The organism is Shewanella sp. Scap07, from assembly GCF_013394145.1.
GTDB lineage: Bacteria > Pseudomonadota > Gammaproteobacteria > Enterobacterales > Shewanellaceae > Shewanella > Shewanella waksmanii.
This window is the reverse complement of the sequence record NZ_CP041329.1, coordinates 4,130,432-4,156,638: the sequence shown is the minus strand read 5'-3', so window position 1 is coordinate 4,156,638 and position 26,207 is coordinate 4,130,432. Positions and strand designations below refer to the sequence as shown.

The window sequence follows — 26,207 nt, the reverse complement described above, 5'->3', positions numbered from 1 at the left end:
CTCATTGTGAGCTTAAGAATTGTATGATTCTTGGCTCTAAATAATATTGTGGTGATAAAGGCGTGCCGCCATTAATAAAGCCAACATGACCGCCGCGCGAGTGTAACTCATAATTGACCGCTTGTGATAGCTGCGGGGCAGAGGGGATCACGGCCTCATTCATAAATGGATCGTCCGCGGCGTGTAGCACCAGAGTCGGCTTTTTAATGTGCTGCAAATAGGGTAAACCACTGGCCTTGTTGTAATAGTCCTCTACGCCATCAAAGCCATGTAATGGCGCAGTGACTTGATCATCAAATAGATGGAAGGTCTTAAGATGTTCTACCTGCGACGGTGCGACAGGCATTTCACCTGCTAGCTGTTTATCTGCGAGTTTATCGCGAACTTTCTGTTGTAGCTGTCTAATCAGATGGCTTTGATAAACCCGTGAAAAACCACTTTTAAGCCGCTCAGCGCATGCGGCAAGCTGCAATGGGGCAGAGACCACAACGGCACGTTCAATCAAGCTGTGTTGCTGCTGCTCTCCCAAGTATTTGGTGAGGACATTGCCGCCTAAACTGTACCCAACCGCAAGTAATGAGCTTTGCGGATAATGATTTTTTAAATGGCGTAGTACTTGGGCAATATCACCGGTATCACCACTGTGGTAGCTACGTGCAAGGCGATTGTTTTCACCTGAGCAATTACGGTGGTGATGGACCACAGCAGCAAGGTTGTGCTGCTGGCAATGACGTAGCATGCGACGAATATAATGCGAGTCGGCACTGCCTTCTAGGCCGTGCAGTAGCACAACCAAAGCTTGGCCGGGGTCGGGCACGCGCAACCAATCTAAGTCGATAAAGTCACCGTCATCGAGTTCGATACGTTGGCGCTTTAACGCTGGTCTGGCCACCTTAGTCAGTACCGGAAGAATCGTTTGTATGTGGGGGCTTTTGGCCCACCAAGGCGGGCTGAATGTTTCTGTGTTCATATCTTAGACTATTGCTGAAAATTAAAACATGTGTTTAATTAATAGTTATTGTTATTAATATCAGGTTTATAGCGCGCTGGCTTGTGGTGCAGAAGCAGTCAGTAGCTAAGTAACGTTTAATGCTATCACAGTGTTACTATCAAACGGGTATTATTCTCACTGGGCGGTTTGGGCTTGCTGCGAGCAAGTTCTTGCAAAGTAGTTGGAGTTAGGTTTATGAAGCGACGTACATTCTTGACCACGGCCTTGGTGGGAACCGGCGCATTAGCCCTTGGGGTTAATGTTTATTCGCCGCCCGCGGTTAATATTAATCCGGCGTTAGATAACCCCCATAGATTGCTATTTTCAGTATTATTGCCAGTGATATTAGATGGCGCTTTTCCAACGGTTGAGTCACACCGATTAGCGGCGCAAACCCGCACTTTAGATGCCATAGAACAAACCATTAGCGTGTTGCCACAAGATCAACGTGAAGAGCTAATGCAACTGCTTGAATTGTTGGAGCAGCGTTTAGGTTTGCTATTACTCACTGGCAATATGACCCCATTGATGATGCGCAATCCTCAAGAGCTCGCAGCACTGTTAGAGAGCTGGCGTGGACACTATCTCGACATGATGGTGACCGCTTATGGCGGACTACGAGATTTAATTATGGCGAGCTATTACAGCTGCCCCGAGCATTGGCATCATCTGCACTATGATAAGCCGAAATATTTTGAGTCCTAGTGAGCAAATCATCCTGATGTTAGGCCATTTACTGCCTAAGTCACCTGTTGTTGGAGATAGCATTTGAGTATTGAAGATCCCATTGAAACTGGCTTAGCGTCTGGCTGGCAACATGTAGATGGCAGCACCTTAACTGAGCCTCAGCACTATCAAGTGGATGTGGTCATTGTCGGCAGTGGCGCGGGTGGCGGTGTCGCGGCTGAGATCCTCACTCAAGCCGGATTATCAGTGATGATCATTGAAGCAGGCCCGCTTAAATCGTCCAATAGTTTTAATATGGAAGAGCGCCGCGCATACCCTAATTTGTACCAGCAAGCGGCGAGCATGAAAACCAAAGACAAGGCGATCGGTATCTTTCAAGGCCGCGCTGTTGGCGGGTCAACTACAGTCAATTGGACAACCTCTATTCGAACGCCGCGTAACGCATTGCAGTATTGGGCCAGCGATAAAAGTATCGCGGGGTTGTCGCGCGATGAGCTCGACCCTTGGTTTGAAAAGATGGAGCAGCGGCTCAATATCGCCAAGTGGGACTATGAGCCAAACCGCAATAACATGGCGCTTAAGCAAGGGTGTGAAGCCCTAGGCTGGGAATATACCGTTATTAAGCGCAACGTGTCAGGTTGCTGGAATACCGGCTATTGCGGTATGGGTTGTCCTGTTAATGCTAAACAGTCGATGTTAGTGACAACCATACCTTCAGCGCTCAATGGCGGCGCGACGCTATTGAGCCGCGTCAAGGTGGCCAAGCTTGAGCATCAAGGCGATAAAATTACCGGCCTGCAAGCCCAAGCATTAACCGAATCCCTTACCCCCAGTGGCGTTGCGGTTAACGTGAAAGCCAAACATTACTTATTATCAGCAGGCGCAATTCATACTCCTGCACTGCTTATGCGCTCACAAGTGGCGGATCCACACCAATTACTAGGCAAGCGAACATTTTTACATCCAACACTATTGAGCGGGGCGATTTTCAATGATCCCATCAATGGCCATGCTGGCGCACCGCAGTCGATTTATAGCGATCAATTTGTGTGGCAAGACGATGCCGATGGCGAGCTAGGCTATAAACTTGAAGTGCCACCAATTCACCCAATATTAATTGCCTCAAAGACCTTAGGCTATGGTAAAAGCCATGCAGAATTGATGGCTAAATTTAATCAACTGCAAGTCACCATCGCCTTGGTGCGTGATGGTTACCATCCAGATAGTCAAGGTGGCCAGGTTCAGCTTACCGATCATGGCTTTAGTTTGGACTACCCATTGAGCGATGCGTTTTGGCGTGCGGCAAGGCGGGCCTATGCCAGCATGGCGGAGCTGCAGTTTGCTGCTGGGGCTCAGCAAGTATTACCTATCACTGAAGGTGCGCCTTATTTGTCATCATGGCAACAAGCTAAAAAGGTGATCAATGAGTTAGATTTAGCCCCACTTAAAACCATTGTGGCCTCAGCCCATGTTATGGGCGGCTGTCCAATGGGCGAGGACCCGAAAATGGCGATGGTGAATAGTTATGGTGAGTCCCACTACTATGATAATTTATCGGTGATGGATGGCTCTATTTTCCCAACCAGCTTAGGTGCCAATCCGCAATTATCGATTTACGGGATCACGGCCCGCAATGCTACTCATTTAGCGCAAAAGTTGCAGCCAAAGTGATAGCTGCTGGTGGGTAATGAAGCATGAAGTTCTGACATAAAGGGTTATTCATCGCTTGATAGGGGAGCGTGTCTTCGCCTCCAGCGGGGGTGTGCAGATGCTTTTTCGGGACGCTTTGCGCCTTCCATGGCCGCTTAACGAAAACATCCATGTTTTCGATACCCTCAGCCGCATCTACACTGGGTCAATTATTTCTTCGAATTGAGCTTGCTCTTTGTGAAATGGTTTTTGGACAGAAATGCGTTAGATCAAGGAGTCTAAAGTCGAGTCGTGGGATGGGGAAAATATGGTATTTAAATAAAGTTGACCCTGACCCAAATATCCACAAAAAGCGTGACAGTTTGCGGAGTCAGATTGCAGCTGCTTGTTATAAGCCATAGCACTCAACGCTAGAATTGAATACATTCTCATGGCATTGATAAACAACATGCTTATTATATTGTTCTAATGATTCTAACTCATTGATTTTGTGATGAACACTAATTGATTTTGGGCGTGATTTGTATGCTTCTATAAGGCTTTTCGGTGCATTAGAGGGAGCCAATGAGTTCAAATCTCCAAAGATGTATCTGATAAACCCATGAGAATTTAAATTGAAGTCCCATGCTGTGTGCTGATCTTCGGGTAGTGGAATGCTATACCCCCTATCAGATAAGAGACATGTTTTCTCATCAAATGTATATACAATAATCATGATAAAAGTATCAGGGTTCTCATAAAGCCCCTTTACGACTTGCTCAAAAAAATTAGGCTGACCATCCTCTAGTGGCGTTAATAGTAAGAATATAATAGACAGCCAGTCAGCATACTCTTCTTCTGTTACACCCAAGTGCTCACATAAATGTTGCTGCTGTGGCTTTCTACCCTTAAGTACTCTTTGAAAATTTTGATAATGGATAGGATTCGTTGGGTGAACATTTTTAAGAGAGGGAAATGTATTCAATACCTTTTTTATTGAATAAGGATTTCGAATAAAATTTAATAATTTGGAAATAAATAGGTTAAGTACTTCAGGCTTTATATCTGAGCTAGTATTTGGAAGCTTTGATATCAAACTTTCGGTATTAAGTTTAATATCCGATTCGTACTGGTGAAATAATTTTTCGAAATTATACCTTTCAGCTTCCGTCTCCAAAACATCAAAACTGAATATATCAGTTAGACTTAGCGTTTTATTTATTTTAAACCCATTGGGTGAATCTAATTCAATTCCGTAATTTTCACGGTCAACTACGCTAAATGAATATATCTTCTGATTCACTACTTTAGCAGATGGATTAATTGCATTTAACCTTTGCTCAACTTGAGGAACAAAGTGTTGGTTTCTAGTTACATCTTGCAAATCCACGCTTAACTCTCCATTGGCTTATAACCCCGCCATAAGCGGTGAGTAACAGTTGGCTAAAATGTGTAGCGAAGCGGAACCGAGCCAACTGTTACGAATCCGACTTTATGGCCTTGTTATGTGCTGATTACTAATATGTTTATCCAGCATAAATCACAGCTAGCGATCTTTCTACAAAGCTTAAAAGCTCACCATCTGTAATTTGAACTTGGTCTGCCGCAGGATTAGTATCGTGATGAAATTGTCCTGCGTAACGATTTATCTCATTTAGTTCGTTAGTAATGTTTTGAGCATTAATTAAGGGGCTTGGTGGTTGTGCATTACTTATCAAGTCAATAACTTGACCAAACAAAAGACCGCCATTTATCAGATTAGGAAAACGTCTATGTAGATACCCCTCAAGCATAGGCCTAATTGATCTAGCTATTTCCATACTACTCTGAACATTGCCAACTATATATTCATCAAGCATGCGGTGGCATTTGAAATATGCACTTTCACATTCTTGATCAAGATTAATTACATCGAAGTCACTATAGCGATTAATAACTGATTTTAACTTTAAACATTTAATGTCGTTTGGGCTTCCGGTACGCAACACATCATCACGAAGGTTGCGAAGAAAATGAACGTCATGTGCAAGAACAATTATTTGCTCGCAGCTATCATGTAATCTCTTCAAAACAGTACGTGTTTGCTGTTTTCTATTAAGATCTAAGCTACACATTGGATCATCTATTACGACAACCTTGTTGGCTAAATCAGGATCAGACTCTGCAGAAGCTATGAAGAAAGCAAAAGCTAATGTGCGTTTATCACCTTCGCTCAAGGAAGTCTTAAAATCTGGCACGCCGCCATTTAAAGCAATATTGGCACCGCGCATTTGCAGCACATAATCACTTCTCAAACCACCCCGGTAATTGAAATCAATATTAGGAATCAGAAATTGAGCACCAAAACCGCGTAAAAGCTCATTAATACGATCTTTATAGCTTTCTAGTGTTGCCTGCATGATTTGATTCAAGGAATCTTTCTTAGTTTGCTTTTCAGCTTTTGCGGCTGCGTCTTGATCTTTATCCAACGCGAGCTGTGCAAATAAATCTATAACATCTTGCCTGTAACGTGTTTTAGCCCATTCCAAATCACGGATTTGGTTTTGCAAATTATCAATACTTAGAGCTGCCAAATTGTTTTTGTAGTCTGTTATAACAGCTGTAGCATTTGAAATTGATTCGTTACATGCAACAACAACATCTAAAACTTCCTGCCAGTTTCTAGCAACTTCGCTTCTATCCTCTTCAGAGCCAACAGAATCAAGCAAATTGACTTCTTTTCTCTCTCTCAAAGCGTTTAGCAGATTTTCAATATTAGAAAGAGCATCTCTTGCTGAACTTTCATCGAATGTTGGAGGTATTACCTCTACATGTTCCTGCCAACCATCAATGACTGCACTGGCAGTTTCAAACCGTGCCTTTAATCTGTCAATTATCTCATTAGAGCAGCTTGCGTTAATAAGGCCTGCCAGCCGAGAAACATCTGATTTAAGCTGATTATAATCTTGATTAAAATAACTTCGATATGCCTGTATTAATTCGACCCCATGAAGAGGTTGGTTGCAATACAAGCAATTACCTTCATCACCATATGCGTGCCCATCACTTATCCATTTCTCTAAACGATTTTTGTTGTGAATATTTAAATGTTCTTTAACTTGCTGTTCTGCAGCTAGGTCAATATTTTCAAGGGACATACCAAAAATATTGAAAACATCATCCACATTAAGTGTCGGCAATACTAATTGCTGAGGCAATACCTTAGCTTGAATTAGCCCGATGTTTTGAGCTTCAACGATTTTGCCATTAAGAATGGATATTTGGTCATCTGCATCTACAACTTCGGCTATTCTTTGAAATTGAGTTTGCGTCAAACCTCTGTGTAACACTTCTAATTGATTGCTTGTTTCTCGTAAAGAGCTGGCTGCTGTTCTCGCATGATTATCTGCAAGATCATATTCTTGTTGCGCCACAACAGCACTTTCGCCAAGTGCAAATTGTAATAAGTTTTTTCTTTGGTCGGCAGTAACTTGTCCGCCTGCATAAACATTTTGCTCTACGAAATCGGCATCAAATACTAAAAGTTCTGGACGCTCGACATCCCAACTACCATTTTGAAAGTTAGAACGTTGTCCATTAGAAAATTGAAGTATTGCTTCTTGGTCATTATTACCATCAATCGTACGGCGGTTTACAAGTAATTCAGGCTTATTCGTAGAACAAGAACGAAATAATGAAGCTAGTGTTGATTTACCACGTCCATTATCTGCATAGATAAAACTGGCTTTCTGTAGTCCATGAGCTCTTGCATCGGCATCATGTAAAAGCCCTATACCTCTTATTCTATGTATTCTTTCTAACATCTATATCTCTTTTGTAATTCGACACTTAAACATGCCTGCGTCCGAAGCATATAACATTTGTATATACGGCTTGCGCGTTTTGCCAAGCTTCGTTGAGAAAGCATGCACTCAAATTTCAACTAAAAATCCATTCAAAACAACTCAATAACGAAAAATCTGCAAAATTGTATTCAATACACTTTCGGTAGAAACGCGCATGCACGCTTTGCTTGCCTGTTATCTCGTTAACTCTTACAAATGAGAGTGGTTGCACACTTTTATATTTCTGAATTTACAGAACTTATTTACCCCTCGCAATCATTTTTAATACCTAAAATGCTAATTCGAAGAGATAAATATCCCAGTGTGAATGTGCGTTGACTCTTGGCGACAGGACGTCGCCGTGAAGCCTACATGGATGTATTTATGGCGTGTCATAAGCACAATCGCACATTCCCTCGCTGGGAGGCGAAAGCCAACTATTAGCCTGTGTCATCGCGGCATTTGTGAATCCATTCACATCAGACTCCGCCGTGAAGCCTACATGGATGTATTCAAACAATATCCCTATTTAAAGGCCAGTTCGGCATCCATGCCTCTCGTTCATAGGCACAGTCGTTAGCACGACTATTCACCGTGTCATAAGTACAATCACACATTCCTCGCCGGACAGGCGTTAGGTTCCGGCCTGAAAATGTCCCGCAATGATGAATAGTCACTATCGTCTAGCAAGTGGAACCAATACAGAATGTCATCAGCCTTCATTCGAAGGCTAACAACTAAGCTGCTTGATGAGTCATAGCAAGCAACTGTGGTTGCGTATCTGCAGACAGCTCAAATAAGCTCAAATAGGTTTCGAGGTTACTTTGGCTGCCATCGTCAGCCAGCTGTTTGAGCTTATGTAAAATCAAGGCTTGGGCTTTGCGCTCTAGCATTAACTCAACATCGAGCATTTGTTGATATTCATCGGGGGCGAGGTTGGCTTTACTGAGTTTACGAAGCTTGCGGTAGGGCTTAAGCATTTTTTGCTCCCAGCTATCAATTTCGACATCAAGACGTTGCCAGCTATCGAAGCTGAGAGGGTAACGATGATTATCCAACCAAATGGCTAATAGCAGCAGATTGACATTAACATGATGTTCGTCCTGCAGCTGCAAGACAACAGGCTGTAACTGCGCATAATATTCATCACAGTCACGCCATAAGCTGCTATTAAATGGGTTGAGATAAGTCATGTAAAGTTCCTTTTTATTGAGCCGCCTCCGCCTTAACAGCTTGCTCAACTTCTTCAATTGATTCCTGTACTTCTAACCATTCCATTTCACTTTCTTCTAGTGCTTGAGTGAGTTTAGTTCGCTCATTTAGCACTTGGGTGAGCTGGGCTTTATTGTCAGCATCGTACAAGCTAGTATCTGCAAGCATCTGTTCTAACTCGGCTAAACGGTCACTGGCTTGTTGCTGTGCCTTTTCTAACTTAGCCTGAACTTTCTTTAAAGGCGAGAGTTTTTGACGTAATTGTGCCTCTTGGCGCTTTAAGGCCTTTTTATCTTGCGCGGGTTTGGCGCTGTCATCTTGCTCAACTCGATTAGCCGCTTTAGCGGCATCAAGTAACCATTGATGATAATCATCAAGATCGCCATTAAAGCTCGCCACTCGTCCTTGATCAACCAGGTAATAGTCGCTGCAGCTAAGGCGTAGCAAATGCCTATCGTGCGAGACAATAATCATTGCACCTTCAAAAGATTGCAGTGCCATGGTAAGTGCATGGCGCATCTCTAAATCTAAGTGGTTGGTGGGTTCATCGAGTAGCAATAAGTTAGGGCGTTGCCACACCAGCAGCGCCAATACCAGACGGGCTTTTTCGCCGCCAGAGAACGGGCGTACCGGTGATAATGCCATGTCACCATTAAAACCATAGCCACCTAAGAAGTCTCGCAATTCTTGTTCTCTGTGCTTGGGTGCTAAGCGCGCAAGGTGCTGCAGCGGCGTCTCATCTAAATGCAGAAACTCTAGTTGGTGCTGGGCAAAATAACCGATGTTAAGCCCTGGGTTGGTTTCGTAAATGCCGCTCATGGGCTGCAGTTCTTCAGACAACAGCTTAATTAAGGTGGATTTACCCGCACCGTTGCGGCCGAGTAAGCCAATACGGGCACCGGGGACTAAATTCAGGTGTACATGGTCTAAAATCGCTTTGTCACCATAGCCCACACTCACCTGTTCCATTTTCACTAACGGATTAGGCAGCGCATCTGGGGCGCGAAATGCCATATGAAATGGGCTGTCAGCTTTAGAAGGCAGCAGCTCGGTCATACGCTCTAGGGCTTTGAGGCGGCTTTGGGCTTGCTTTGCCTTACTGGCTTTATAGCGAAAGCGATCAACAAAAGACTGCATATGGGCGCGCTCTTTTTGTTGACGTTCAAAGGCCACTTGCTGCTGGGCCATACGCTCGGCGCGGATCCGCTCAAATGAGCTGTAGTTGCCTTTGTAATAATTAAGTTTGTGGTGCTCAACATGGACAATTTCATCAACAATGCCGTCAATAAAGTCACGGTCATGACTGATGAGCACTAAGGTGCCTTGGTAGGCCTTAATCCAACCTTCAAGCCAATACATGGTATCTAAATCTAAGTGGTTGGTGGGCTCATCAAGCAGCAATAGATCTGAGCGGCACAACAGTGCTTGGGCCAAGTTGAGGCGCATGCGCCAACCACCGGAGAAGCTTCTAACGGGATTGTGTTGCTCGGCTTCGCTAAATCCTAGGCCGGCCAATAGACTGGCAGCCCTAGAGTGAATGGCATAGCCACCAATGGCATCAATTAGGCCGTGTAATCTCGCGATGGCATTACCATCATCATCCGCTTGAGCTTGATGTAGCTTGGCCTCTAACTGCCTGTATTCTTCATCGCCGTCAATGACATACTCTAAGGCAGAGACGTCAAGCGCAGGGGTTTCCTGGGCTACGGTGGCGACTTGCCAGCCACTGGGAACACTGATTTCACCTTTATCTAAACTCAGTTTATCCAGGATTAATGCCAGCAACGACGATTTGCCCGTGCCATTGGCACCCACAAGGCCGACTTTGTGGCCAGGGTAAATGGTGAGCGATGTATCATCGAGGAGCGTTTTTGAACCACGGATGAGTTGAGCTTGTGTAATGGTGATCATGACTACGACTTGAATACTTAACTGATAGCGAGTGGAGGTGAATGATAGCCTAGTTCATCGCTCAGGTGCTACTAATAAGCCGACAAATCTCAATAGAGATCACCCACTGTCTCCAATAAATATTGCCATTGCGGCGGCGAGCCATGGTAAACTTATTGGGTTTATTTTCCCGCCTAAGAACGAGGCGAACCTCGAGGTTGTATTGCTGTGACGGCTAAAAAAATCAAAAAACGTTTTGTTGCCGGGGCTAAGTGTCCAAAGTGCCAAGCTAAAGAAACCATTGTGCTGTTTAAAGAGCACGGCATAGAAACGGTTGAGTGTGTCGAGTGTGACTACCGTGAACAACAGGGCGACGAGCAGGCGACCTCTCAAGCCAGTGGCGATCTCATCGGCGTATTTAAGCCTTAAATGCTGCGCCCCGGCCCAAGTTAGCCATTACTCATCGATAAAATGGCAAAGCGGTTCAGCTAATCTCGAAAGCCCTGTTGTAAGAACAGGTGACGGGTTTGGTTGAATTGTGATTCATCGGCTTGAATGAAATTGATAGCAAGTTGATAGTTTTCTTGGCGAAACTTATCTATTTTGGCAATTTCATATTCATTCATCACAATGTTCATCGCCTCTACCACCCATTCAGGCTCGCCGCGGCCGACATCCACTTCATCGGGATCGTAATGGGTCACCATCCAGTCTTGAAGCTGCTCGGCATTGATGTGGTTTTCGCCCCAGCGGCTGATCTGTTCGATTAGCTGGGTGCGGGTAATATTAGCTTTGGTCATATCAGGGCTCAATTTTGCGTAAAGGTTGGCTACTACACAGGTGCTTTGCAGCATAATACCCGAGTGTTAGCCGATGCACTAACAAGTCAAAGCACTTTAGTGCAAAGATTGCTATAATCGCGCCATCAACGGGTAAAGTGATTACTTTGCCGCTTCATTTTTTGCCTTTGCCTTCTATTTGCTTTAACTGAGCCACAGATAGGCCTGATTAGGAACACACCGTGAGCCAGACTCCCACTAACGACCAGCAAGTCAATTTAGACTTCACGAGTTTACCGCTAAAGCGAGAGTTAACAGATAATTTAGCGACTATGGGCTATGCGCAGATGACGCCGATTCAGGCGCAGAGTTTACCTGCCATCCTCAATGGTGAAGATGTTATTGGTCAAGGTAAAACCGGCTCGGGTAAAACCGCGGCTTTTGGTTTGGGCTTGCTCAATAAGCTCAATGTGAAACGGTTTCGCATTCAAACTATGGTGCTGTGTCCAACCCGTGAACTGGCTGATCAAGTCGCCAAAGAGCTGCGTACCTTAGCGCGCGGTATTCACAATATTAAAATATTGACCTTGTGTGGCGGTGTGCCTATGGGGCCGCAAATTGGCTCGTTGGAACATGGCGCTCACATTATTGTTGGCACCCCAGGGCGTATCATTGATCATCTAGATCGTGGCCGTTTAGATCTAGAAAATGTCGACACGCTGATTTTAGATGAAGCCGACCGCATGTTAGAGATGGGCTTTCAGCGCGAGTTAGACGCGATTATGTTGGCGGTGCCTCGCGAGCGCCAAACTTTGCTATTTAGCGCCACATTCCCAGATCAAATCAAAACCATTAGCGAACAGTTCTTGGTGAATCCGGTGATGGTTAAGGTAACTGCAACCCATGACAGCAGCAGTATCGAGCAACATTTTTACGAGTGTGGCAATAACAATGACCGCATGCGCGCATTGCAGCTGCTGTTGCTAGACCGCAATCCAGAAAGTGCGGTGGTGTTTTGTAATACCAAGCGAGAAACCAAAGATGTTGCCGCTAAGCTCAGTAACGCTGGGTTTAGTGTGGTTGCCTTGCATGGCGATTTAGAACAGCGCGATCGTGACCAAATGCTGCTTAAGTTTGCCAATAAAAGTGCCAGTGTCATGGTGGCCACCGATGTGGCGGCGCGTGGGCTCGATATTGATGCTTTGGATATGGTAGTCAATTATCACGTTGCGTATGACACAGAAGTGCATATTCACCGTGTTGGGCGAACGGGACGTGCAGGCAGTAAAGGGGCTGCATTTACCTTCTTTAATCATGAAGATGGTTACAAGATTGGCCTAATTGAAGACCTATTAGGGCGCGATATTATTGCTGAGGGATTACCCAGCGAATCGCTATTGGACAAGATGCCAGCCCAACCTGCCATGGTCACGATTCAAATTGACGGTGGTAAGAAAAATAAAGTCCGCCCTGGGGATATTCTTGGTTGCTTAACCGGCGATAACGGCATTGAAGGCAGTGAAGTCGGCAAAATCAAAATTACTGATTTTCGCTCTTATGTGGCGGTTAAACGTCAGGTTGTAAGACGCGCACTTAATAAAATCACTAAAGGTAAGCTCAAGGGACGCAATTACCGCGCTTGGGAGCTTAAATAGCTTTAGCAAAGTTATTGACCCTATATTGCAATGGGCTGAGTCAATTGACTCAGCCCATTTTTATTTGTGCCGCCAGCATGGTTTACCTTACGGTGAGGGGCATGGTGTTAATCGCTGCTGCGAGCATTAGCATAGCGTGGCAACTCATCATCGATTACTAGCCAACTAACCGCGCTTGCCGTATGAATATGGTATTTGGGCTGCACTTGGTTGGCATCGTCAAGTGAGGTGATAGATAAGGTGTAGTAGTCGGGGTAGTCAGTACTTCGATAACTTAACGTACTCCCGCAAAGATGGCAGAAGCCACGTCTTATGGTGTCTGATGAGGCATATTCGGTGACCTGACCTTGTATCCAGGTTACCTGTACTCGTTTAAAGTCCATCCAACTTCCCACCGCTGCGCCAGTGCTCTTTTGACATACAGTGCAATGGCAGTGGTCACTGTCAAAGGGCTGTGCTGTGGTTTGATAGCGTAGCGCGCCGCACAGGCAGCCGCCGGTAAGTATTATATTATTGGTTGTCATAGAAAATTGGCTTACATGGTTCTGGAAAAGATTTCTAATATCGGGAATTTTTGCTGGCCAAAATGCAATGTGATTGAGAGTGTTTCATTTGATGAGAACAGCTCTTTGAATCGTTCGGGGACTATACGTTCCCCGCTTGATATTAAAGCCATCAATTGATTTTGATTGAGTGTTCTTTGGCCGCGGGCCGTGTTCTGTAATGTCACAACTGCCCAGCGCTCTCCTTGTTCATTACTCATTAGCACGGTATTGATGACCTTAAAGTCACTAATGTCAGGTTGAATATTATCTGGGTTTGGAAAGGATGAATTAAAGTTGCCGGAAACACTTCTTTCTACATTGATAATTTCATCATTAGCTGAGGCTTGACAGTGAATAGATAAGTAGCCAGTTAGTAATACAACTAAAGCATGATTTGATAGTTTTTTCATATTCTTCCATGAACGAACTCTATTACTTGTATAACTAGGCTAACATTCAGATTTTAAAGTGTAAAGTATATTATATTATTGGGTTTTAGGTATAACCCTATACCTTTTATAACGGTGCGTAATTATTGTGTACTATTTTATTTTTAATAAGGCTGCGTGGTTATTTTTTTTGGTAGTGGGTTTAATTTTAGCTATTTTATTCTGTTTTCATTTTATTGTTTTTTTGATGCTTATATATTAGTTCAATAGGTGTGCAAAGAAGTAAAGGATAACCGTTGAATTTGTTTGTGACAGTCGATGTCAAGGGGATATAAACGGAGTTTGGAACAGCATATCGTGTCATATTTAGCCACAAATAATGGTGCAAGTATGAGCTCGTTAGTGAGAGCTAACTATGTCGATGGACCTTTAAATGGAACGAGCGCTGTGTGGAGAATCAATAGCCCGACTGCACCGGCGACAAAAATAGCGGACGAAGAGGTTGAACGTAGTGATACCAGCCAAGAACCATAGAGCTGGCATGTTATTTATTGACCGGGCATCAGGGTATAAGCCGAACTGCTCGGCTTATACTGATTGACTGTTGGACTGCTAAAGAGCTGCAGGTTTACGATTGGCCGGCTTTCTGCGTCTTGATTGATTACTCGGCTTTGAGTTGTTGCCCGAGGTATCTTTGCTGCGGTTAGGCTTATTCTCACCTGGTTTACCGCTGCGCTGCTCGCTAGATTGACGTCTAGGCTTATTGGCACGGCCATTATGGTTGCCACTGCGTTGCTTGTTATTGCGTGGCTTAGCGTGTTTTGCTGGGCTGAGATCGGTATCTGCTAATGCATGGGTCGGCTCGAAACCGGCAATGACTTCTCTTGGCAAGTTTTGTTTGATCAAGCGCTCAATATCACGCAGTAGCTTGTTTTCTTCATGGCTCACCAGTGAAACCGCTTGTCCGCTGGCACCTGCACGGCCAGTACGGCCAATACGGTGAACATAATCTTCAGGGACATTTGGCAGATCGAAGTTGACCACTTGCGGTAGTTGGTCAATATCAAGCCCGCGAGCGGCAATGTCGGTTGCCACTAACACACGCACTTCACCGGTTTTAAAGTTGGCCAAGGCTTTAGTTCGAGCACCTTGACTCTTGTTACCGTGAATGGCGGCGGCAGTGATGCCTTTGGCATCTAAGCTCTTAGCTAAGCGGTTAGCACCATGTTTAGTGCGACTAAAGACCAAAACTTGTTGCCAATTATTGTCGTTGATCAGCTGAACCAATACCGCTGATTTGCGGGTTTTATCAACGGGGCAGATCCACTGTTTAACTGTGTTGGCTGTGGTGTTACGCGGCGTGACCGAAATCTCAACTGGGTTATTAACCAAGCCTTTGGCTAATGCGCGAATGTCATCGGAGAAGGTCGCTGAAAACATCAAGTTTTGTCGCTTTGCGGGCAATAGCGCCAAGATTTTTTTGATGTCATGGATAAAACCCATATCTAGCATGCGATCAGCTTCATCTAATACCAAGACTTCCAGTTGTTTAAAGCTCACTGCGCCTTGTTGATATAAGTCCAGTAAACGCCCTGGCGTGGCAACCAAAATATCGACGCCACGCGCCAATTGCTGAATTTGCGGCACAATGCCCACACCACCAAACACCACGGCAGACTTTAACGGTAATGCGCTGCCATAAGTGGTGACACTCTCAGCCACTTGTGCAGCGAGTTCTCTGGTTGGGGTTAATACTAATGCACGAACCTGCTTACGCGGCGCTTTAGTGCCTTGCATCAAGTTTTCCAGCAAAGGCAAAGTAAAGCCCGCTGTTTTACCTGTTCCGGTTTGAGCGGCGGCCATGACATCTTTGCCTGCTAGCACTGCGGGTATCGCTTGTGCTTGAATTGGCGATGGGGTGTGGTAGCCCTTGTTGGCAACGGCGCTTAAAATCGGGGCAGATAAGCCCAGAGAGTCAAAACTCATAGATAGGTCTCTTCACCCCAAAGGGCGTCTGATGGAGCCAGCCAGCGTGGCTGGGGGGCGTGAAGCTTACAGTATCTGCCTTAAAAGCGCTATTTAATAATAGCAATCTGTTAAGTCAGTGGCGCTAATATGTCGCCAACAGTCGGTAAAGCTAATCATTGTTATTGAATACTCAGGTTTTTCAGCCAGTTTATGATGGGCTAGCCTTGATTATGCCTATCAAACACTATAGTCAAGTTTCAACTATATTGGGGGCTGGCATACATTGATCTGCTCTGGCTTGACGGCTGCGGGTGGAGTTGAATGGCTCAATTTAGATAGTCAGGCTGATTTTTTTTTGCACAATTTTACGCTTTTGGGCTTTCAATGATTGAGTTTTTCAAATAGCTGACTACAATACGCGCTCTTTAGAAAATAGTGACTATTTTCTGTGTTGAGCAAGACATCGATATCAACTCCGTTCTCAAACGCGCTTTTGAATGATCTATGTCGTTTACCTGATAGGATCACCCCATGTTAAAAAGCAAAAAATACGATCTACGCGTGCTAGAAGTTGAAGGCAGCTGGACCGGACAAATTACTCGCCGCATGACAGCGCGTAAAACCGTGGTATCAAAACAGCAAGCGGGTTTTGCTAGCGAAGCAGAAGCACAAGCTTGGGCTGAGCAAACGCTGCAGAGCTTTCTTGAAGGCTTGATTGAGCGCAATGATCGCAAAGCGAAAGCACGTGGCGAGCGCACCGAAGCTATCGTTAAAAAAGAACGTGAAGCACAAGCATGGCGTGACGCTCGCGATGTTGCCGGCGATGACTTCGACGAATAGTGACTAGATTGTTAGTGTAATATGATTAAAGGCCACCATATATGTGGCCTTTTTTGTTGCCGCGCCCCTATGAAAATTGATCTAGCTCAATTTTTGTGAGTCTCCTAACATTTACATCAGCTGCAGTTTATTCTCACTGCTAGGCCTGCGATACTTCAGCGATTGCTATATCAGCTTTGGAGCTTCATGGATAAGTCGTTGGAAAAAATCCTGACACGTTGGCTTAAACAGCGTAAAGGTGCCTGTGGTGTCTACCTTAATCTCACGGTGATGTTGGGTGTGTTAACGGGCTTCTCTCTTGTGGCACAAGCTTACCTTTTGGCCACGATGCTGCACGGCTTAGTGATTGAAAACCAAGTAGTCAGCGACTTTACCGACCATTTCTACGCTTTATTAGCACTTATTGTTGTCAGAGCCTTACTTGCCTATTGTCGAGAGCGGGTGAGCTTTGTTGCTGGTCAGCGTTTGCGTCAAGATGTGCGCCGTGCCGTGCTCGATAAGCTTAGCGAACTAGGCCCCGCTTATATCAAAGGTAAGCCAGCAGGTAGCTGGGCCAGTATTGTATTAGAGCAAGTTGAAGATCTGCACGACTTTTATGGCAAGTACCTGCCACAAATGCTAATTGCGGGATTTGTCCCCATCACCATACTTGCGGTGGTTTTCCCAATAAACTGGGCTGCAGGCCTGGTATTGTTGGCGACAGCACCGTTAATTCCCATGTTTATGATTTTAGTGGGTATGGGCGCTGCCGATGCCAATCGTAAAAACTTCAGCGCGCTGGCGCAGCTCAGTGGTCACTTTATGGATCGCTTAAAAGGGCTCAGCACCATCAAGCTATTTAATCGCGGTCAAGCAGAAGTGAGTGCGATTGAGTCAGCCTCAGAAGAGTTTCGTAGTCGCACCATGTCGGTGTTGCGAATGGCTTTTTTAAGCTCTGCAGTACTGGAGTTCTTTGCCGCGGTGTCGATTGCCGTTTTAGCCGTTTACTTTGGCTTTAGCTATCTCGACCACCTCAATTTCGGCCACTATGGCGTCGGGTTGACACTATTTACCGGCCTGTTTGTATTGATTCTTGCACCTGAGTTTTATCAACCATTAAGGGATATGGGCACCCATTATCATGCTAAAGCACAGGCCATTGGTGCGGCCGAGGCGCTGAAAAACTTACTCGAATATCAAACCCCGCAATCAAGTGAGCAAGCATCACAATCCCATGCGCCATTGTTAACTGCGGCGGAGCCCATCACCATTAGCGCCAAGCAATTACAGGTAATGAGCATGGATGGCACTGTGCTGCTTGGCCCGGTGGATTTTACCCTTAATGCCGGCGAGCATGTTGCGCTGGTGGGGCCCAGCGGTGCGGGTAAATCAAGTTTACTAAACGCGCTGCTTGGGTTCTTACCCTATAGCGGTAGCTTGCAAGTTAATGGTGTTGAGTTGAATCAACGTCAACTGACCAATTGGCGTCAGCGCGTCGCTTGGCTCGGGCAAAATCCGCAATTGTTTCATGGCTCCATCGCTGACAATGTCAGCTTAGGCGATCCAGATATGCCAGCTGAGCGTATTGAAGCACTCTTGGCACAAGCGCAAGTTGCTCAGTTCGTTAATAGCCTGCCTGACGGGATAAACAGTCAGATTGGTGAACAAAGTGCGGGGGTCTCTGTTGGTCAAGCGCAGCGCTTATGTTTAGCCCGAGCCTTAGGTCAGCAAGCGCAGTTTTATATACTGGATGAGCCGACTGCGAGTCTTGATAGTCAAAGCGAGCAGGCGGTGATGAGTGCGCTAGAGCAGGTTATGACGACCGCGGGGAGCATTATGGTGACCCATAAAATCGATGAACTCGCTAAGGTCGACGTTATTTGGGTATTGGATGCAGGACAGCTGGTGCAGCAGGGCAGTTTCCAGCAACTAAGTGAGCAAGACGGCCTGTTTCGTACCTTGCTTGGTGAACAGCGCGGGGAGAGCAGCTAATGCGGGTACTTTTGCCGTTTCTAAAATTGTTTAAGCGTCAGTGGCTAATGATGGCTGTTGGCTTGCTGTTAAGTATTACCACGTTAATGGCGGGGATTGGGTTATTGTCATTGTCCGGTTGGTTTCTATCGGCAACCGCAGTAGCCGGACTAACGGTCGCGACCGCGCAAGCATTTAACTATTTTACCCCCGCTGGTGGGGTGCGTTTTCTGTCTATCGCGCGAACCGCTAGCCGCTATGGAGAACGCCTAGCAACCCATGAAGCGACATTTAAGCTGCTTACCGAACTGCGTAGTTGGACTTGGAAACGCTTGCTGCCTTTGACTCCTGCTGACATGCAAGGGCTTAGGCATGGCGACCTGCTCAACCGCTTAGTGGCGGACATTGATACTTTAGATCATCTCTACCTGCGACTGCTCACGCCGATGGCAGCATCGTTGCTAATGATAGGTGCTTTGTACCTATTTTTAGGTTGGATAGATGCTGATTTAGCGGTGGCGTTATGCAGTGTGTTATTGCTGATTTGGTTAGTGTTGCCGGTGATTTTTTACTATCTTGGCCGCCAACCAGGGCGCGCAATGGTGGAAAGTAAGCGTCAATATCGAGTGCAACTGCTGCAGTATATCGAAGGCAATGCAGAGCTGACGCTGTTTGGGGCATTGCCGCGCTTTAGGTCTCAGCTAGATGCGGCGGAACTGGCTATTTTTAGTAGTCAGTCACGGATGAATCAGGTCACAGCATTAAGCCAAGCGTTATTAGTGCTGTGCCATGGCGCAGCGGTCGTGATGATGCTGTATTTAGCCTCATTTGGTGTTGGCCAACACACCCCGCCAGGGCCGATGCTCGCGATGGTGGTGTTCATGACCTTAGCCACCATTGAGATGCTAATGCCAATCACTACCGCGTTTCAGCACTTATCGGCCTGTGTACAAGCGGCCGAGCGGGTAACTGCTGTGGTTGATAAACAAAGTCAGGTGCAGTTTAACGCCAGTGCGACCCATGAAGTCACCCGTGGTGATATTCAAGTGAGTAGTATTAACTTTGGCTATCAAGCGGGCAAAGCGGTGTTAAACGATTTATCCATGACAATTGCTGCTGGAGAAAAGGTGGCGTTATTGGGGCAAACCGGCTGCGGTAAATCGAGCCTATTGTCATTGCTGACCCGTGAATGGCAGGCTCAGCGCGGTGACATTTGTCTTGATGGGCGACCGATTAGCGAATATAGCGAGGCGGCATTACGGGCATCAACCACTGTAATTAGTCAGCGGATCTACCTTTTTGCTGGCACCCTAAGGGATAACCTTACCCTCGCGCAATTTGATACGGGTGTGCGTGATGACATGAAACGTAAACAGCGTATTGCGGCCAGAGAAGCCAACGATGCCAAGCTAATAGCGGTATTAGCACAAGTGGGACTGGGCAACCTAACACAGGGCGACAGGCCGCTGGATAACTGGATTGGTGAGGGCGGCCGTCAGCTATCAGGCGGTGAAGCACGCCGAATTGGTGTGGCTAGAGCACTGTTAAGGGATACGCCAATTCTGTTGCTTGATGAGCCCACTGAAGGCTTAGATAAGCGCACCGAGCGCGAAATCTTGGCGACTATATTTGAATTTGCCAAACATAAAACGGTGTTGATGATATGCCATCGCCTAACGGCATTAGAGCAGATGGACAGAGTGTGCTTAATGGAGCAGGGGCGTATTGTTGACCAAGGCGCTCATCAGCAATTGCTGGTGAGCAACGCTTATTACGCTGGACTGCATCACAGGTTAGGCTAGTAATAAAAAGGGCGCCTTGTTGGCGCCCTTTTTGTTTGCAATATTGTCGTGCTAGTTGATTTTAAAGCGTGAAACGTGACGGGTAAGTTCGGCAGAGGTGGCGAGCATCGCCGCGGCGTTATCACTGACATCTTGGGTTTGCAGGGCGATCTCGTTGGAGACTTGATTGATCTCTTGGGTGTTACGGCTAATGTCGCCCGATGCAGCACGTTGTTGCTCCGCTGCACTGGCAATATGGGTTGCCATATCGTTGATTTCAGTAATGGACAAGGTGATCTGCTCTAAGCTTTGCTGCGCTTGCTGCGCTAACTGGACACTGCTGTCAGCGGTGGCAGTACTCGACATCACAGCGCTAACCGCTTGTTGACTGGTTTGCTGCAAGGTGGCGATGGTGGCGCGGATCTCTTCAGTAGAGTCTTGGGTGCGGTGACTTAGCACGCGAACTTCATCAGCAACCACGGCAAACCCACGGCCTTGCTCGCCGGCACGGGCCGCTTCAATTGCAGCATTAAGTGCCAGCAAGTTGGTTTGCTCGGCAACCGATTGTATGGTCGCCAGTATCTGTTCAATCTCTGCGGTATGCTTTTCTAAGTTAATGATAATTTCGGCAGTATCATTGAGTTGATGTGACAGTTGCTCAATTGAGTGAGCACTTTGGCCAATCACTTGTCCACCTTCAACGCAATATTGCGCCGACTGCTTTGCCGCATTCGCGGTTGACTCTGCGTGACCCGCCACTTCATTTGCGGTGGCTGACATCTGCCTTGTTGCAGTGGCAATTTGCGTCAATTCATCGTGCTGCTTAGCAACGCCACCGTTGGCTTGGCAGGCTGTTGTTGCAGTGTGATCAATTCTGTCATTAAGGTGCAGGGTATCTTGGTTAATCGCTTGCACCATTTTCTGCAAGGTTTGTAAGAACTGGTTCATGTGCAGTGACAATTGGCCAATCTCATCAGCGCGCTTGACCTTAAATCTGTGGGTTAAATCGCCCTTGCCATTGGCTAATGCTTCTACGGCATGGGTCAGCTCGCCAAGCGGTCTGAACATGTGATTGATGGCAACACCGGCTAATAAGTTGACAATCACCACCATGATTAGGCTTGAAATCAGGATATCCCAAATCTGCTCGTTGACCGAGGCAAAGGCCAGTTGTTTATCTTGTACTATGCCCAGGGTCCAGTTGGTACCTTCAATCGGCGTAAACTGTAGCAGCATCTCTTTGCCAGTGTTGCGCCAAAGCACGGTGTCTAAATGTTGAGTCTGGCGCTGTTGGCTAATGTATTGTGGGCTAAGCTGTCTGTCTAAGTCAGTGGCAGCCTGATTCAACAGCTGTCGATTCTCGTGAGCGAGAACCTTGTTGTTGCCATCAATCAGAAAAGCGCTGCCTTGATTATCTATCTGCAGTTGCGCCACATTTGCGGCAATTTGATCGATTTGCAGATCTGCACCTACCACACCTTGGCTGGATTGATTGAATGCTTTGGCTAAGGTAATGACGCTACTGCCGGTTTCTACATCCATATAGGGCTCAGTAGTGATCATCGCACCTTGCTGCTGCGCCTGGCGATACCAAGGTCGGCTACGAGGGTCGACATTGACCTGCTGATGCCCCTGCTGATTAACATAAGTTAGGCTGCCATCTTGTCGGCCGACAAAGATAGACATAAATCCAGCGGCATTGAGCGTTTGCTTTAACTCAGCAATGGTTTCTTGGCCTTGAGCGATTGATGTTTCATTGGCTTGCAGCACGACTTTGCGTTGATTAAGCCAGTCACTAATATAAAAGCTGGTGGCGCGGCTGGTTTCAGTGACATTGGCTTGAATGGCAGCTTCTGTTTCTTGTTGCAGCTGTGAAATCGAAATCCACGCTTGGATCAAGCTAGTGATAGCACAAATAGCTAAGATAGAGATTTGGATTTTATGTTTAATCGTAAGAGTCATGGATGAATTGTCGTAGACAGAATTGAAGTGTAAGCAAGCTGAATTTAACGCTAAGTTCAGCAGCCAAGAACGAGCGCGTGACTATACCGAAAGCGGCAGTCACAAGCATCAGCAACTGATGTTTTTATGAACTAGATTTGTACATTTTTAGCCCGTGTAACTTGCTGACTTATTTTTGCTTACAAGTTAGCGTTATTCGAGGGCAATTATTTACGATTTACTAGCGTTTATTTAGCAATTGTGGCCATTTAATAGGGTAGGAAACTAATCGATGAAATCGGCGGTGATAACCAGTGTAGCGCTCACTGGTTTATGCGCCTTGCTGAACTAGCCTAATTTGTTTTGAAACGCTAAGTAACGCTGCACTTCGGCTTCATTAAATAGCGGCGCATCTTCATCACCGATATTAGTGAGTAAGCTCTCACGGGCAAAGCGTTTAATCGTCGCTGGGCTTTTGCCGAGTAGCTCGGCGACCTGTTCAAGATTGAGTGTTGATTCAGCCATAAAATCTCCTTTTAAAAAGTTTGTTACCAGTATGAGTGAGTACCACTTAGTAAAGGTGAGCTTGGCAGTTTTGGCAAATATCGCCGATCTGCAGGCACAAAAAAGCCCACGGTATCGTGGGCTTTTTTATTGTGCTGTTAGTTAGTCTTCGCTATCACCAAGCGATAGCAATGTTGCATTGCCGCCGATCGCTGTAATGTTGTTGGTGCGCGTTTTCTCAGTAACAAAGCGGGTTAGGTAGTGTGGGCCGCCAGCTTTTGGACCAGTACCAGATAGGCCTTGGCCGCCAAATGGCTGTACGCCAACTACCGCACCAATTTGGTTACGGTTGATATAGACATTACCCACATTGACCTTGTCGGCAACGCTAAGGGCGTGGCCTTCATTACGGCTGTGAATGCCTAATGTTAAACCAAAACCTGTGCTGTTGATTTCATTAATGACTTGCTCAAGCTCTGCGGCTTTGTAGCGGATCACGTGTAAAATAGGACCAAAGTGCTCTTTGTCCAAGACCTTAATTGAATCAATCTCAACAGCTGTTGGCGTGACAAAATGGCCATTTTCAGTACCAGCAGGCAGCTCAACTTGCTTAAGTAACTTGCCGACTTGTTTGATATGGTCGATGTGACCATCAAGGTTAGCTTTCGCTGTCGCATCAATTACAGGGCCTACATCGGTTTTCACTGAGCTTGGGTCGCCAATTGTCAGCTCATCCATGGCGCCTTTCATCACATCTAACACGCGGTCTGCAATATCTTCTTGTAGGAACAACACCCGCAGTGCAGAGCATCGTTGACCAGCGCTGGTAAAGGATGAATCAACCACATCTTGTACCACTTGCTCTGGTTGCGAGGTTGAATCTACCACCATCGCATTTTGACCACCGGTTTCAGCAATTAATGGAATAATTGCCCCTTCACGTTGGGCAAGTGTCAGGTTGATGCGCTTAGCGGTACCCGTTGAGCCGGTAAAGCATACGCCGCCAATTCTTTCGTCGGCTGTAATAGCTGCGCCAACTGTGGCACCAGTGCCGGGTAGGAACTGAAGTACCTCTTTTGGAATGCCTGCTTCATGGGCAAGCTGTACTGCACGGTAGCCCACAATGGAGGTTTGTTCCGCAGGCTTAGCCACAACCGTATTACCTGCCGCTAGGGCTGCAGTAACTTGACCGAGGAAAATCGCTAGTGGGAAGTTCCATGGGCTGATACAAACAAACACACCACGGCCTTGTAAGAATAGCTCATTGAGCTCACCCGTTGGACCAGGTAGTAGCTCAGGCTGCGCCATCATTTTCTTCGCTTCTATGGCGTAGAAACGGCAGAAATCGACAGCTTCGCGAACTTCATCGATACCATCTTGGATGCTCTTACCTGCTTCACGTGTACACAGTGCAATGAGCTCTTCGCGATTTTCTTCAAGTAAGTCCGCTAATTTTTGTAAGGCATTGGCGCGGGTTTCTACCGGCGTGCGACACCAACTAGCGAAGGCGGCATCGGCACTGGTCAGTGCATGTTCAACCGCTTGGTTGTTGGCAAAGGCAATTTTACCCACAACTTGGGTGGTATCAAAGGGGCTTACCACTTCATGGGTTTCACCGTCTAAGGTCTCACCATTGACGATAGGGCCAGCTTGCCATTGAGTATTTTTATATTTTTCTAGTGCGGCAAAAAATGGCTTAGATTCAGAGATAATGTTCATATTGAGTCCCTTCGAATTCTTACGCTCTGCACCGAAGATATCGGCCGGCTGGACAATTTTATTATTAGCGAGAGTTTTGTACTTTCTTAACGTCGTTAGCGGGTGAACCACAAGTGAATCGATAGGCGTTTTAGGGTCAACAAGCTTGTGTACAAACGAGGTATTCGCACCGTTTTCTAATAGGCGGCGTACCAGGTAAGGCAGCAAGTCTTTATGGGCGCCGACGGGTGCGTATATGCGCACGTTGGTTACGCCACTTTCTGCCAATATGGTGTCGTATAACTCTTCACCCATGCCATGCAAACGCTGGAATTCATAGTTGCGATCGCCGGCCATGTTAGTGATGCTTGCCACTGTTTGCGCGTTATGGCTGGCAAACTGTGGGTAGATAGCACCGCGGGTAGCGTCTGATAGTAAGTAACGGGCGCAGGCTAAGTAAGATACGTCTGTGCCTGCCTTACGGGTGTAGAGTGGGTAACCACCTTCACCGTTTTCTTGTGCCCATTTGAGCTCACTGTCCCAATAAGCCCCTTTTACTAGACGCAGTGGGATTTCATCGCCTTGATCTTTAGCTAGGCGGGTCAGCCAGCATAAAACAGGCAGGGCGCGTTTAGAGTAAGCTTGCACTACGATGCCAAGTAAACCCCAGCCTTTAGCGGTGTCTGATTGGTATAAGCGTTGAAACAGCTTCAATGATAGTTCAAGACGATCCATCTCTTCAGCATCAATGGATACGCCCACGTTTAAGCTGCGTGCTTGGCCAATCAACTTAATGAGGGTGTCATATAGCTCGGTGAGGGTACGATCTTCATTGGCGACTTCATAGCGCGGATGCAATGCCGATAATTTAATCGAGATAGTAGGGCGAGGTGCTTCCGATTCGTCGTATTCTTGAGCGCCCAATGCCGCAATAGCACTCGAGTAATCATCAAAATACTGCTGAGCATCTTTTTTGGTAAGTGCGGCCTCACCTAGCATGTCGTAACTGTGGGTATAGCCGATTTTGCGCTTATCGACGCTGTTCTTTAAGGCTTCTTTAACTGTGCGTCCTAACACGAACTGTTTGCCCATGATTTTCATGGCAGCAAGCATGGCTTGGCGAATAATCGGTTCGCCTACGCGGTTGACTAGGCGGTTAAGTAAGCTACTCGGCTTACCGTTGATATTCTTATCAAGTGTGACCACTTTGCCGGTTAGCATTAGGCCCCAGGTGGATGCATTGACTAAGGTCGAGTCACTTTGACTGATATGTTCATCCCACTTAGCCCCAGAGAGTTTGTCTTCAATGAGTGCATCTGCGGTAGCTGAATCTGGGATACGTAGCAGTGCTTCGGCAAGACACATTAAAATAATGCCTTCTTGAGTTTCTAAGCTGTATTGCTGCAAAAATGCATCAATACCTACCATCAATCCTTTCTTGTCATATTGACGCACTTTACCCACTAACTCGTGAGCTCTAGCGGTTACTAGGTTGATCTCTTCATCACTCGAAGGTACGAGTTTAATAAGCTCAGATAAATATTGTTCTTCATCGACAATATAGTTGTTGGTGATGGCTTGAAAGAGCTCATCAAGGCTTGCTGAGTCGTAATGACCAGTCAGAACTTCACTTGCTTTAAACATAGTAATCACTTCCACCTGGACCTTTTAAAGGGACAGTTTTTGCTTGAACAAAATGAATGTCAGGTGCTTGTTAACCGTGTCGGTTTTGTTTTTGTATACAATCGTGCACCTTGCGCGCGCCGATTATACATCCAAAATGTGACGAGGGACACTGTTGTGAATCGTTATGTGACTTTTGTTTGATCTCATCCGTCCAGATAGTGATCAAAGCTAGACTAGATGGGGGTTTGCTAATTTAGAAACAAAAAAGCCAGCGTATTAAATGCTGGCTTTTTCGAAT

General features: G+C 46.2%; 20 protein-coding genes. 8 read left to right on the top strand and 12 right to left on the bottom strand.

Translation table 11 applies throughout. The features are described from left to right. Nucleotide 1 precedes the first annotated feature (1 nt). Nucleotides 2-970, bottom strand: a complete 969-nt coding sequence (locus FLM48_RS18220) for a hydrolase (protein ID WP_179025646.1) — start codon at nt 968-970, stop codon at nt 2-4. A 216-nt stretch (nt 971-1,186) separates the two neighbouring features. On the opposite strand from FLM48_RS18220, the gene FLM48_RS18215 reads away from it, so the two are divergent. Further along, nucleotides 1,187-1,696, top strand: a complete 510-nt coding sequence (locus tag FLM48_RS18215; RefSeq protein WP_179025645.1) for a twin-arginine translocation signal domain-containing protein — start codon at nt 1,187-1,189, stop codon at nt 1,694-1,696. A gap of 63 nt (nt 1,697-1,759) precedes the next feature. Further along, a complete protein-coding gene (locus tag FLM48_RS18210; RefSeq protein WP_179025644.1) occupies nt 1,760-3,349 on the top strand; it encodes a GMC family oxidoreductase in 1,590 nt (529 codons plus the stop codon). A 367-nt stretch (nt 3,350-3,716) separates the two neighbouring features. On the opposite strand, the gene FLM48_RS18205 is transcribed toward FLM48_RS18210, so the two are convergent. From FLM48_RS18205 to FLM48_RS18190, 4 genes are all read right to left on the bottom strand, one after another. After that, complete coding sequence (locus tag FLM48_RS18205) at nt 3,717-4,697, bottom strand: hypothetical protein (protein WP_179025643.1); 981 nt, start codon at nt 4,695-4,697, stop codon at nt 3,717-3,719. Between the two features lie 136 nt (nt 4,698-4,833). Beyond that, a complete protein-coding gene (locus tag FLM48_RS18200) occupies nt 4,834-7,110 on the bottom strand; it encodes an AAA family ATPase (RefSeq protein ID WP_179025642.1) in 2,277 nt (758 codons plus the stop codon). A gap of 758 nt (nt 7,111-7,868) precedes the next feature. Then, entirely contained in the window at nt 7,869-8,324 is a 456-nt protein-coding gene (locus tag FLM48_RS18195) for a TIGR02444 family protein (protein WP_179025641.1), read from the bottom strand. A 13-nt stretch (nt 8,325-8,337) separates the two neighbouring features. After that, on the bottom strand, nt 8,338-10,254 hold the full coding sequence (locus FLM48_RS18190) for an ABC transporter ATP-binding protein (protein WP_179025640.1): 1,917 nt from the start codon (nt 10,252-10,254) through the stop codon (nt 8,338-8,340). A gap of 207 nt (nt 10,255-10,461) precedes the next feature. Between FLM48_RS18190 and FLM48_RS18185 the strand changes: the two genes are divergently transcribed. Continuing rightward, nucleotides 10,462-10,662: a YheV family putative zinc ribbon protein gene (locus FLM48_RS18185; protein ID WP_028773258.1), complete on the top strand. Its 201-nt coding sequence runs from the start codon at nt 10,462-10,464 to the stop codon at nt 10,660-10,662. A 59-nt stretch (nt 10,663-10,721) separates the two neighbouring features. Here the strand turns inward: FLM48_RS18185 and FLM48_RS18180 are convergent, their stop codons facing one another. Further along, on the bottom strand, nt 10,722-11,033 hold the full coding sequence (locus tag FLM48_RS18180; protein WP_179025639.1) for a hypothetical protein: 312 nt from the start codon (nt 11,031-11,033) through the stop codon (nt 10,722-10,724). Nucleotides 11,034-11,254: 221 nt separating this feature from the next. Here FLM48_RS18180 and dbpA point away from each other — a divergent pair, with 221 nt between their 5' ends. Next, nucleotides 11,255-12,667: an ATP-dependent RNA helicase DbpA gene (dbpA, locus tag FLM48_RS18175; RefSeq protein WP_179025638.1), complete on the top strand. Its 1,413-nt coding sequence runs from the start codon at nt 11,255-11,257 to the stop codon at nt 12,665-12,667. A 107-nt stretch (nt 12,668-12,774) separates the two neighbouring features. On the opposite strand, the gene FLM48_RS18170 is transcribed toward dbpA, so the two are convergent. Next, the gene (locus FLM48_RS18170) at nt 12,775-13,191 is read right to left on the bottom strand and encodes a GFA family protein (protein WP_179025637.1); all 417 of its coding nucleotides are present in this window, start codon (nt 13,189-13,191) and stop codon (nt 12,775-12,777) included. A gap of 11 nt (nt 13,192-13,202) precedes the next feature. Then, complete coding sequence (locus tag FLM48_RS18165; RefSeq protein ID WP_256870972.1) at nt 13,203-13,622, bottom strand: hypothetical protein; 420 nt, start codon at nt 13,620-13,622, stop codon at nt 13,203-13,205. A 369-nt stretch (nt 13,623-13,991) separates the two neighbouring features. On the opposite strand from FLM48_RS18165, the gene FLM48_RS18160 reads away from it, so the two are divergent. After that, nucleotides 13,992-14,135: a hypothetical protein gene (locus tag FLM48_RS18160; RefSeq protein ID WP_179025636.1), complete on the top strand. Its 144-nt coding sequence runs from the start codon at nt 13,992-13,994 to the stop codon at nt 14,133-14,135. Between the two features lie 78 nt (nt 14,136-14,213). Here FLM48_RS18160 and FLM48_RS18155 read toward each other — a convergent pair whose 3' ends face one another. Then, nucleotides 14,214-15,587, bottom strand: a complete 1,374-nt coding sequence (locus FLM48_RS18155; RefSeq protein ID WP_179025635.1) for a DEAD/DEAH box helicase — start codon at nt 15,585-15,587, stop codon at nt 14,214-14,216. A 513-nt stretch (nt 15,588-16,100) separates the two neighbouring features. Here FLM48_RS18155 and FLM48_RS18150 point away from each other — a divergent pair. From FLM48_RS18150 to cydC, 3 genes are all read left to right on the top strand, one after another. Beyond that, entirely contained in the window at nt 16,101-16,409 is a 309-nt protein-coding gene (locus tag FLM48_RS18150) for a DUF3622 domain-containing protein (protein ID WP_179025634.1), read from the top strand. Between the two features lie 186 nt (nt 16,410-16,595). Next, complete coding sequence (gene cydD / locus FLM48_RS18145; protein WP_179025633.1) at nt 16,596-18,380, top strand: cysteine/glutathione ABC transporter permease/ATP-binding protein CydD; 1,785 nt, start codon at nt 16,596-16,598, stop codon at nt 18,378-18,380. Beyond that, nucleotides 18,380-20,161 (top strand): cysteine/glutathione ABC transporter ATP-binding protein/permease CydC, encoded by a 1,782-nt coding sequence (gene cydC / locus FLM48_RS18140; protein WP_179025632.1) that lies wholly within the window; start codon nt 18,380-18,382, stop codon nt 20,159-20,161. The genes cydD and cydC overlap by 1 nt, the downstream gene beginning before the upstream one ends. Before the next feature lie 51 nt (nt 20,162-20,212). Here the strand turns inward: cydC and FLM48_RS18135 are convergent, their stop codons facing one another. From FLM48_RS18135 to putA, 3 genes are all read right to left on the bottom strand, one after another. Beyond that, nucleotides 20,213-22,102 carry a methyl-accepting chemotaxis protein gene (locus FLM48_RS18135; RefSeq protein WP_179025631.1) on the bottom strand — a complete coding sequence of 630 codons (1,890 nt, stop codon included), beginning with the start codon at nt 22,100-22,102 and terminating at the stop codon, nt 20,213-20,215. Between the two features lie 327 nt (nt 22,103-22,429). Then, nucleotides 22,430-22,606 (bottom strand): DNA-binding protein, encoded by a 177-nt coding sequence (locus FLM48_RS18130; RefSeq protein WP_028773269.1) that lies wholly within the window; start codon nt 22,604-22,606, stop codon nt 22,430-22,432. Between the two features lie 141 nt (nt 22,607-22,747). Then, nucleotides 22,748-25,927: a bifunctional proline dehydrogenase/L-glutamate gamma-semialdehyde dehydrogenase PutA gene (gene putA, locus FLM48_RS18125; RefSeq protein WP_179025630.1), complete on the bottom strand. Its 3,180-nt coding sequence runs from the start codon at nt 25,925-25,927 to the stop codon at nt 22,748-22,750. Nucleotides 25,928-26,207: the final 280 nt, after the last annotated feature.

Excerpts from the sequence above, each read along its gene's own strand:
- FLM48_RS18220 (WP_179025646.1), bottom strand. The coding sequence starts at position 970 with ATGAACACAGAAACATTCAGCCCGCCTTGGTGGGCCAAAAGCCCCCAC.
- FLM48_RS18215 (WP_179025645.1), top strand. The coding sequence starts at position 1,187 with ATGAAGCGACGTACATTCTTGACCACGGCCTTGGTGGGAACCGGCGCA.
- FLM48_RS18200 (WP_179025642.1), bottom strand. The coding sequence starts at position 7,110 with ATGTTAGAAAGAATACATAGAATAAGAGGTATAGGGCTTTTACATGAT.
- FLM48_RS18195 (WP_179025641.1), bottom strand. The coding sequence starts at position 8,324 with ATGACTTATCTCAACCCATTTAATAGCAGCTTATGGCGTGACTGTGAT.
- FLM48_RS18190 (WP_179025640.1), bottom strand. The coding sequence starts at position 10,254 with ATGATCACCATTACACAAGCTCAACTCATCCGTGGTTCAAAAACGCTC.
- FLM48_RS18180 (WP_179025639.1), bottom strand. The coding sequence starts at position 11,033 with ATGACCAAAGCTAATATTACCCGCACCCAGCTAATCGAACAGATCAGC.
- FLM48_RS18170 (WP_179025637.1), bottom strand. The coding sequence starts at position 13,191 with ATGACAACCAATAATATAATACTTACCGGCGGCTGCCTGTGCGGCGCG.
- FLM48_RS18165 (WP_256870972.1), bottom strand. The coding sequence starts at position 13,622 with ATGAAAAAACTATCAAATCATGCTTTAGTTGTATTACTAACTGGCTAC.
- FLM48_RS18160 (WP_179025636.1), top strand. The coding sequence starts at position 13,992 with ATGAGCTCGTTAGTGAGAGCTAACTATGTCGATGGACCTTTAAATGGA.
- FLM48_RS18155 (WP_179025635.1), bottom strand. The coding sequence starts at position 15,587 with ATGAGTTTTGACTCTCTGGGCTTATCTGCCCCGATTTTAAGCGCCGTT.
- FLM48_RS18150 (WP_179025634.1), top strand. The coding sequence starts at position 16,101 with ATGTTAAAAAGCAAAAAATACGATCTACGCGTGCTAGAAGTTGAAGGC.
- cydD (WP_179025633.1), top strand. The coding sequence starts at position 16,596 with ATGGATAAGTCGTTGGAAAAAATCCTGACACGTTGGCTTAAACAGCGT.
- cydC (WP_179025632.1), top strand. The coding sequence starts at position 18,380 with ATGCGGGTACTTTTGCCGTTTCTAAAATTGTTTAAGCGTCAGTGGCTA.
- FLM48_RS18135 (WP_179025631.1), bottom strand. The coding sequence starts at position 22,102 with ATGACTCTTACGATTAAACATAAAATCCAAATCTCTATCTTAGCTATT.
- FLM48_RS18130 (WP_028773269.1), bottom strand. The coding sequence starts at position 22,606 with ATGGCTGAATCAACACTCAATCTTGAACAGGTCGCCGAGCTACTCGGC.
- putA (WP_179025630.1), bottom strand. The coding sequence starts at position 25,927 with ATGTTTAAAGCAAGTGAAGTTCTGACTGGTCATTACGACTCAGCAAGC.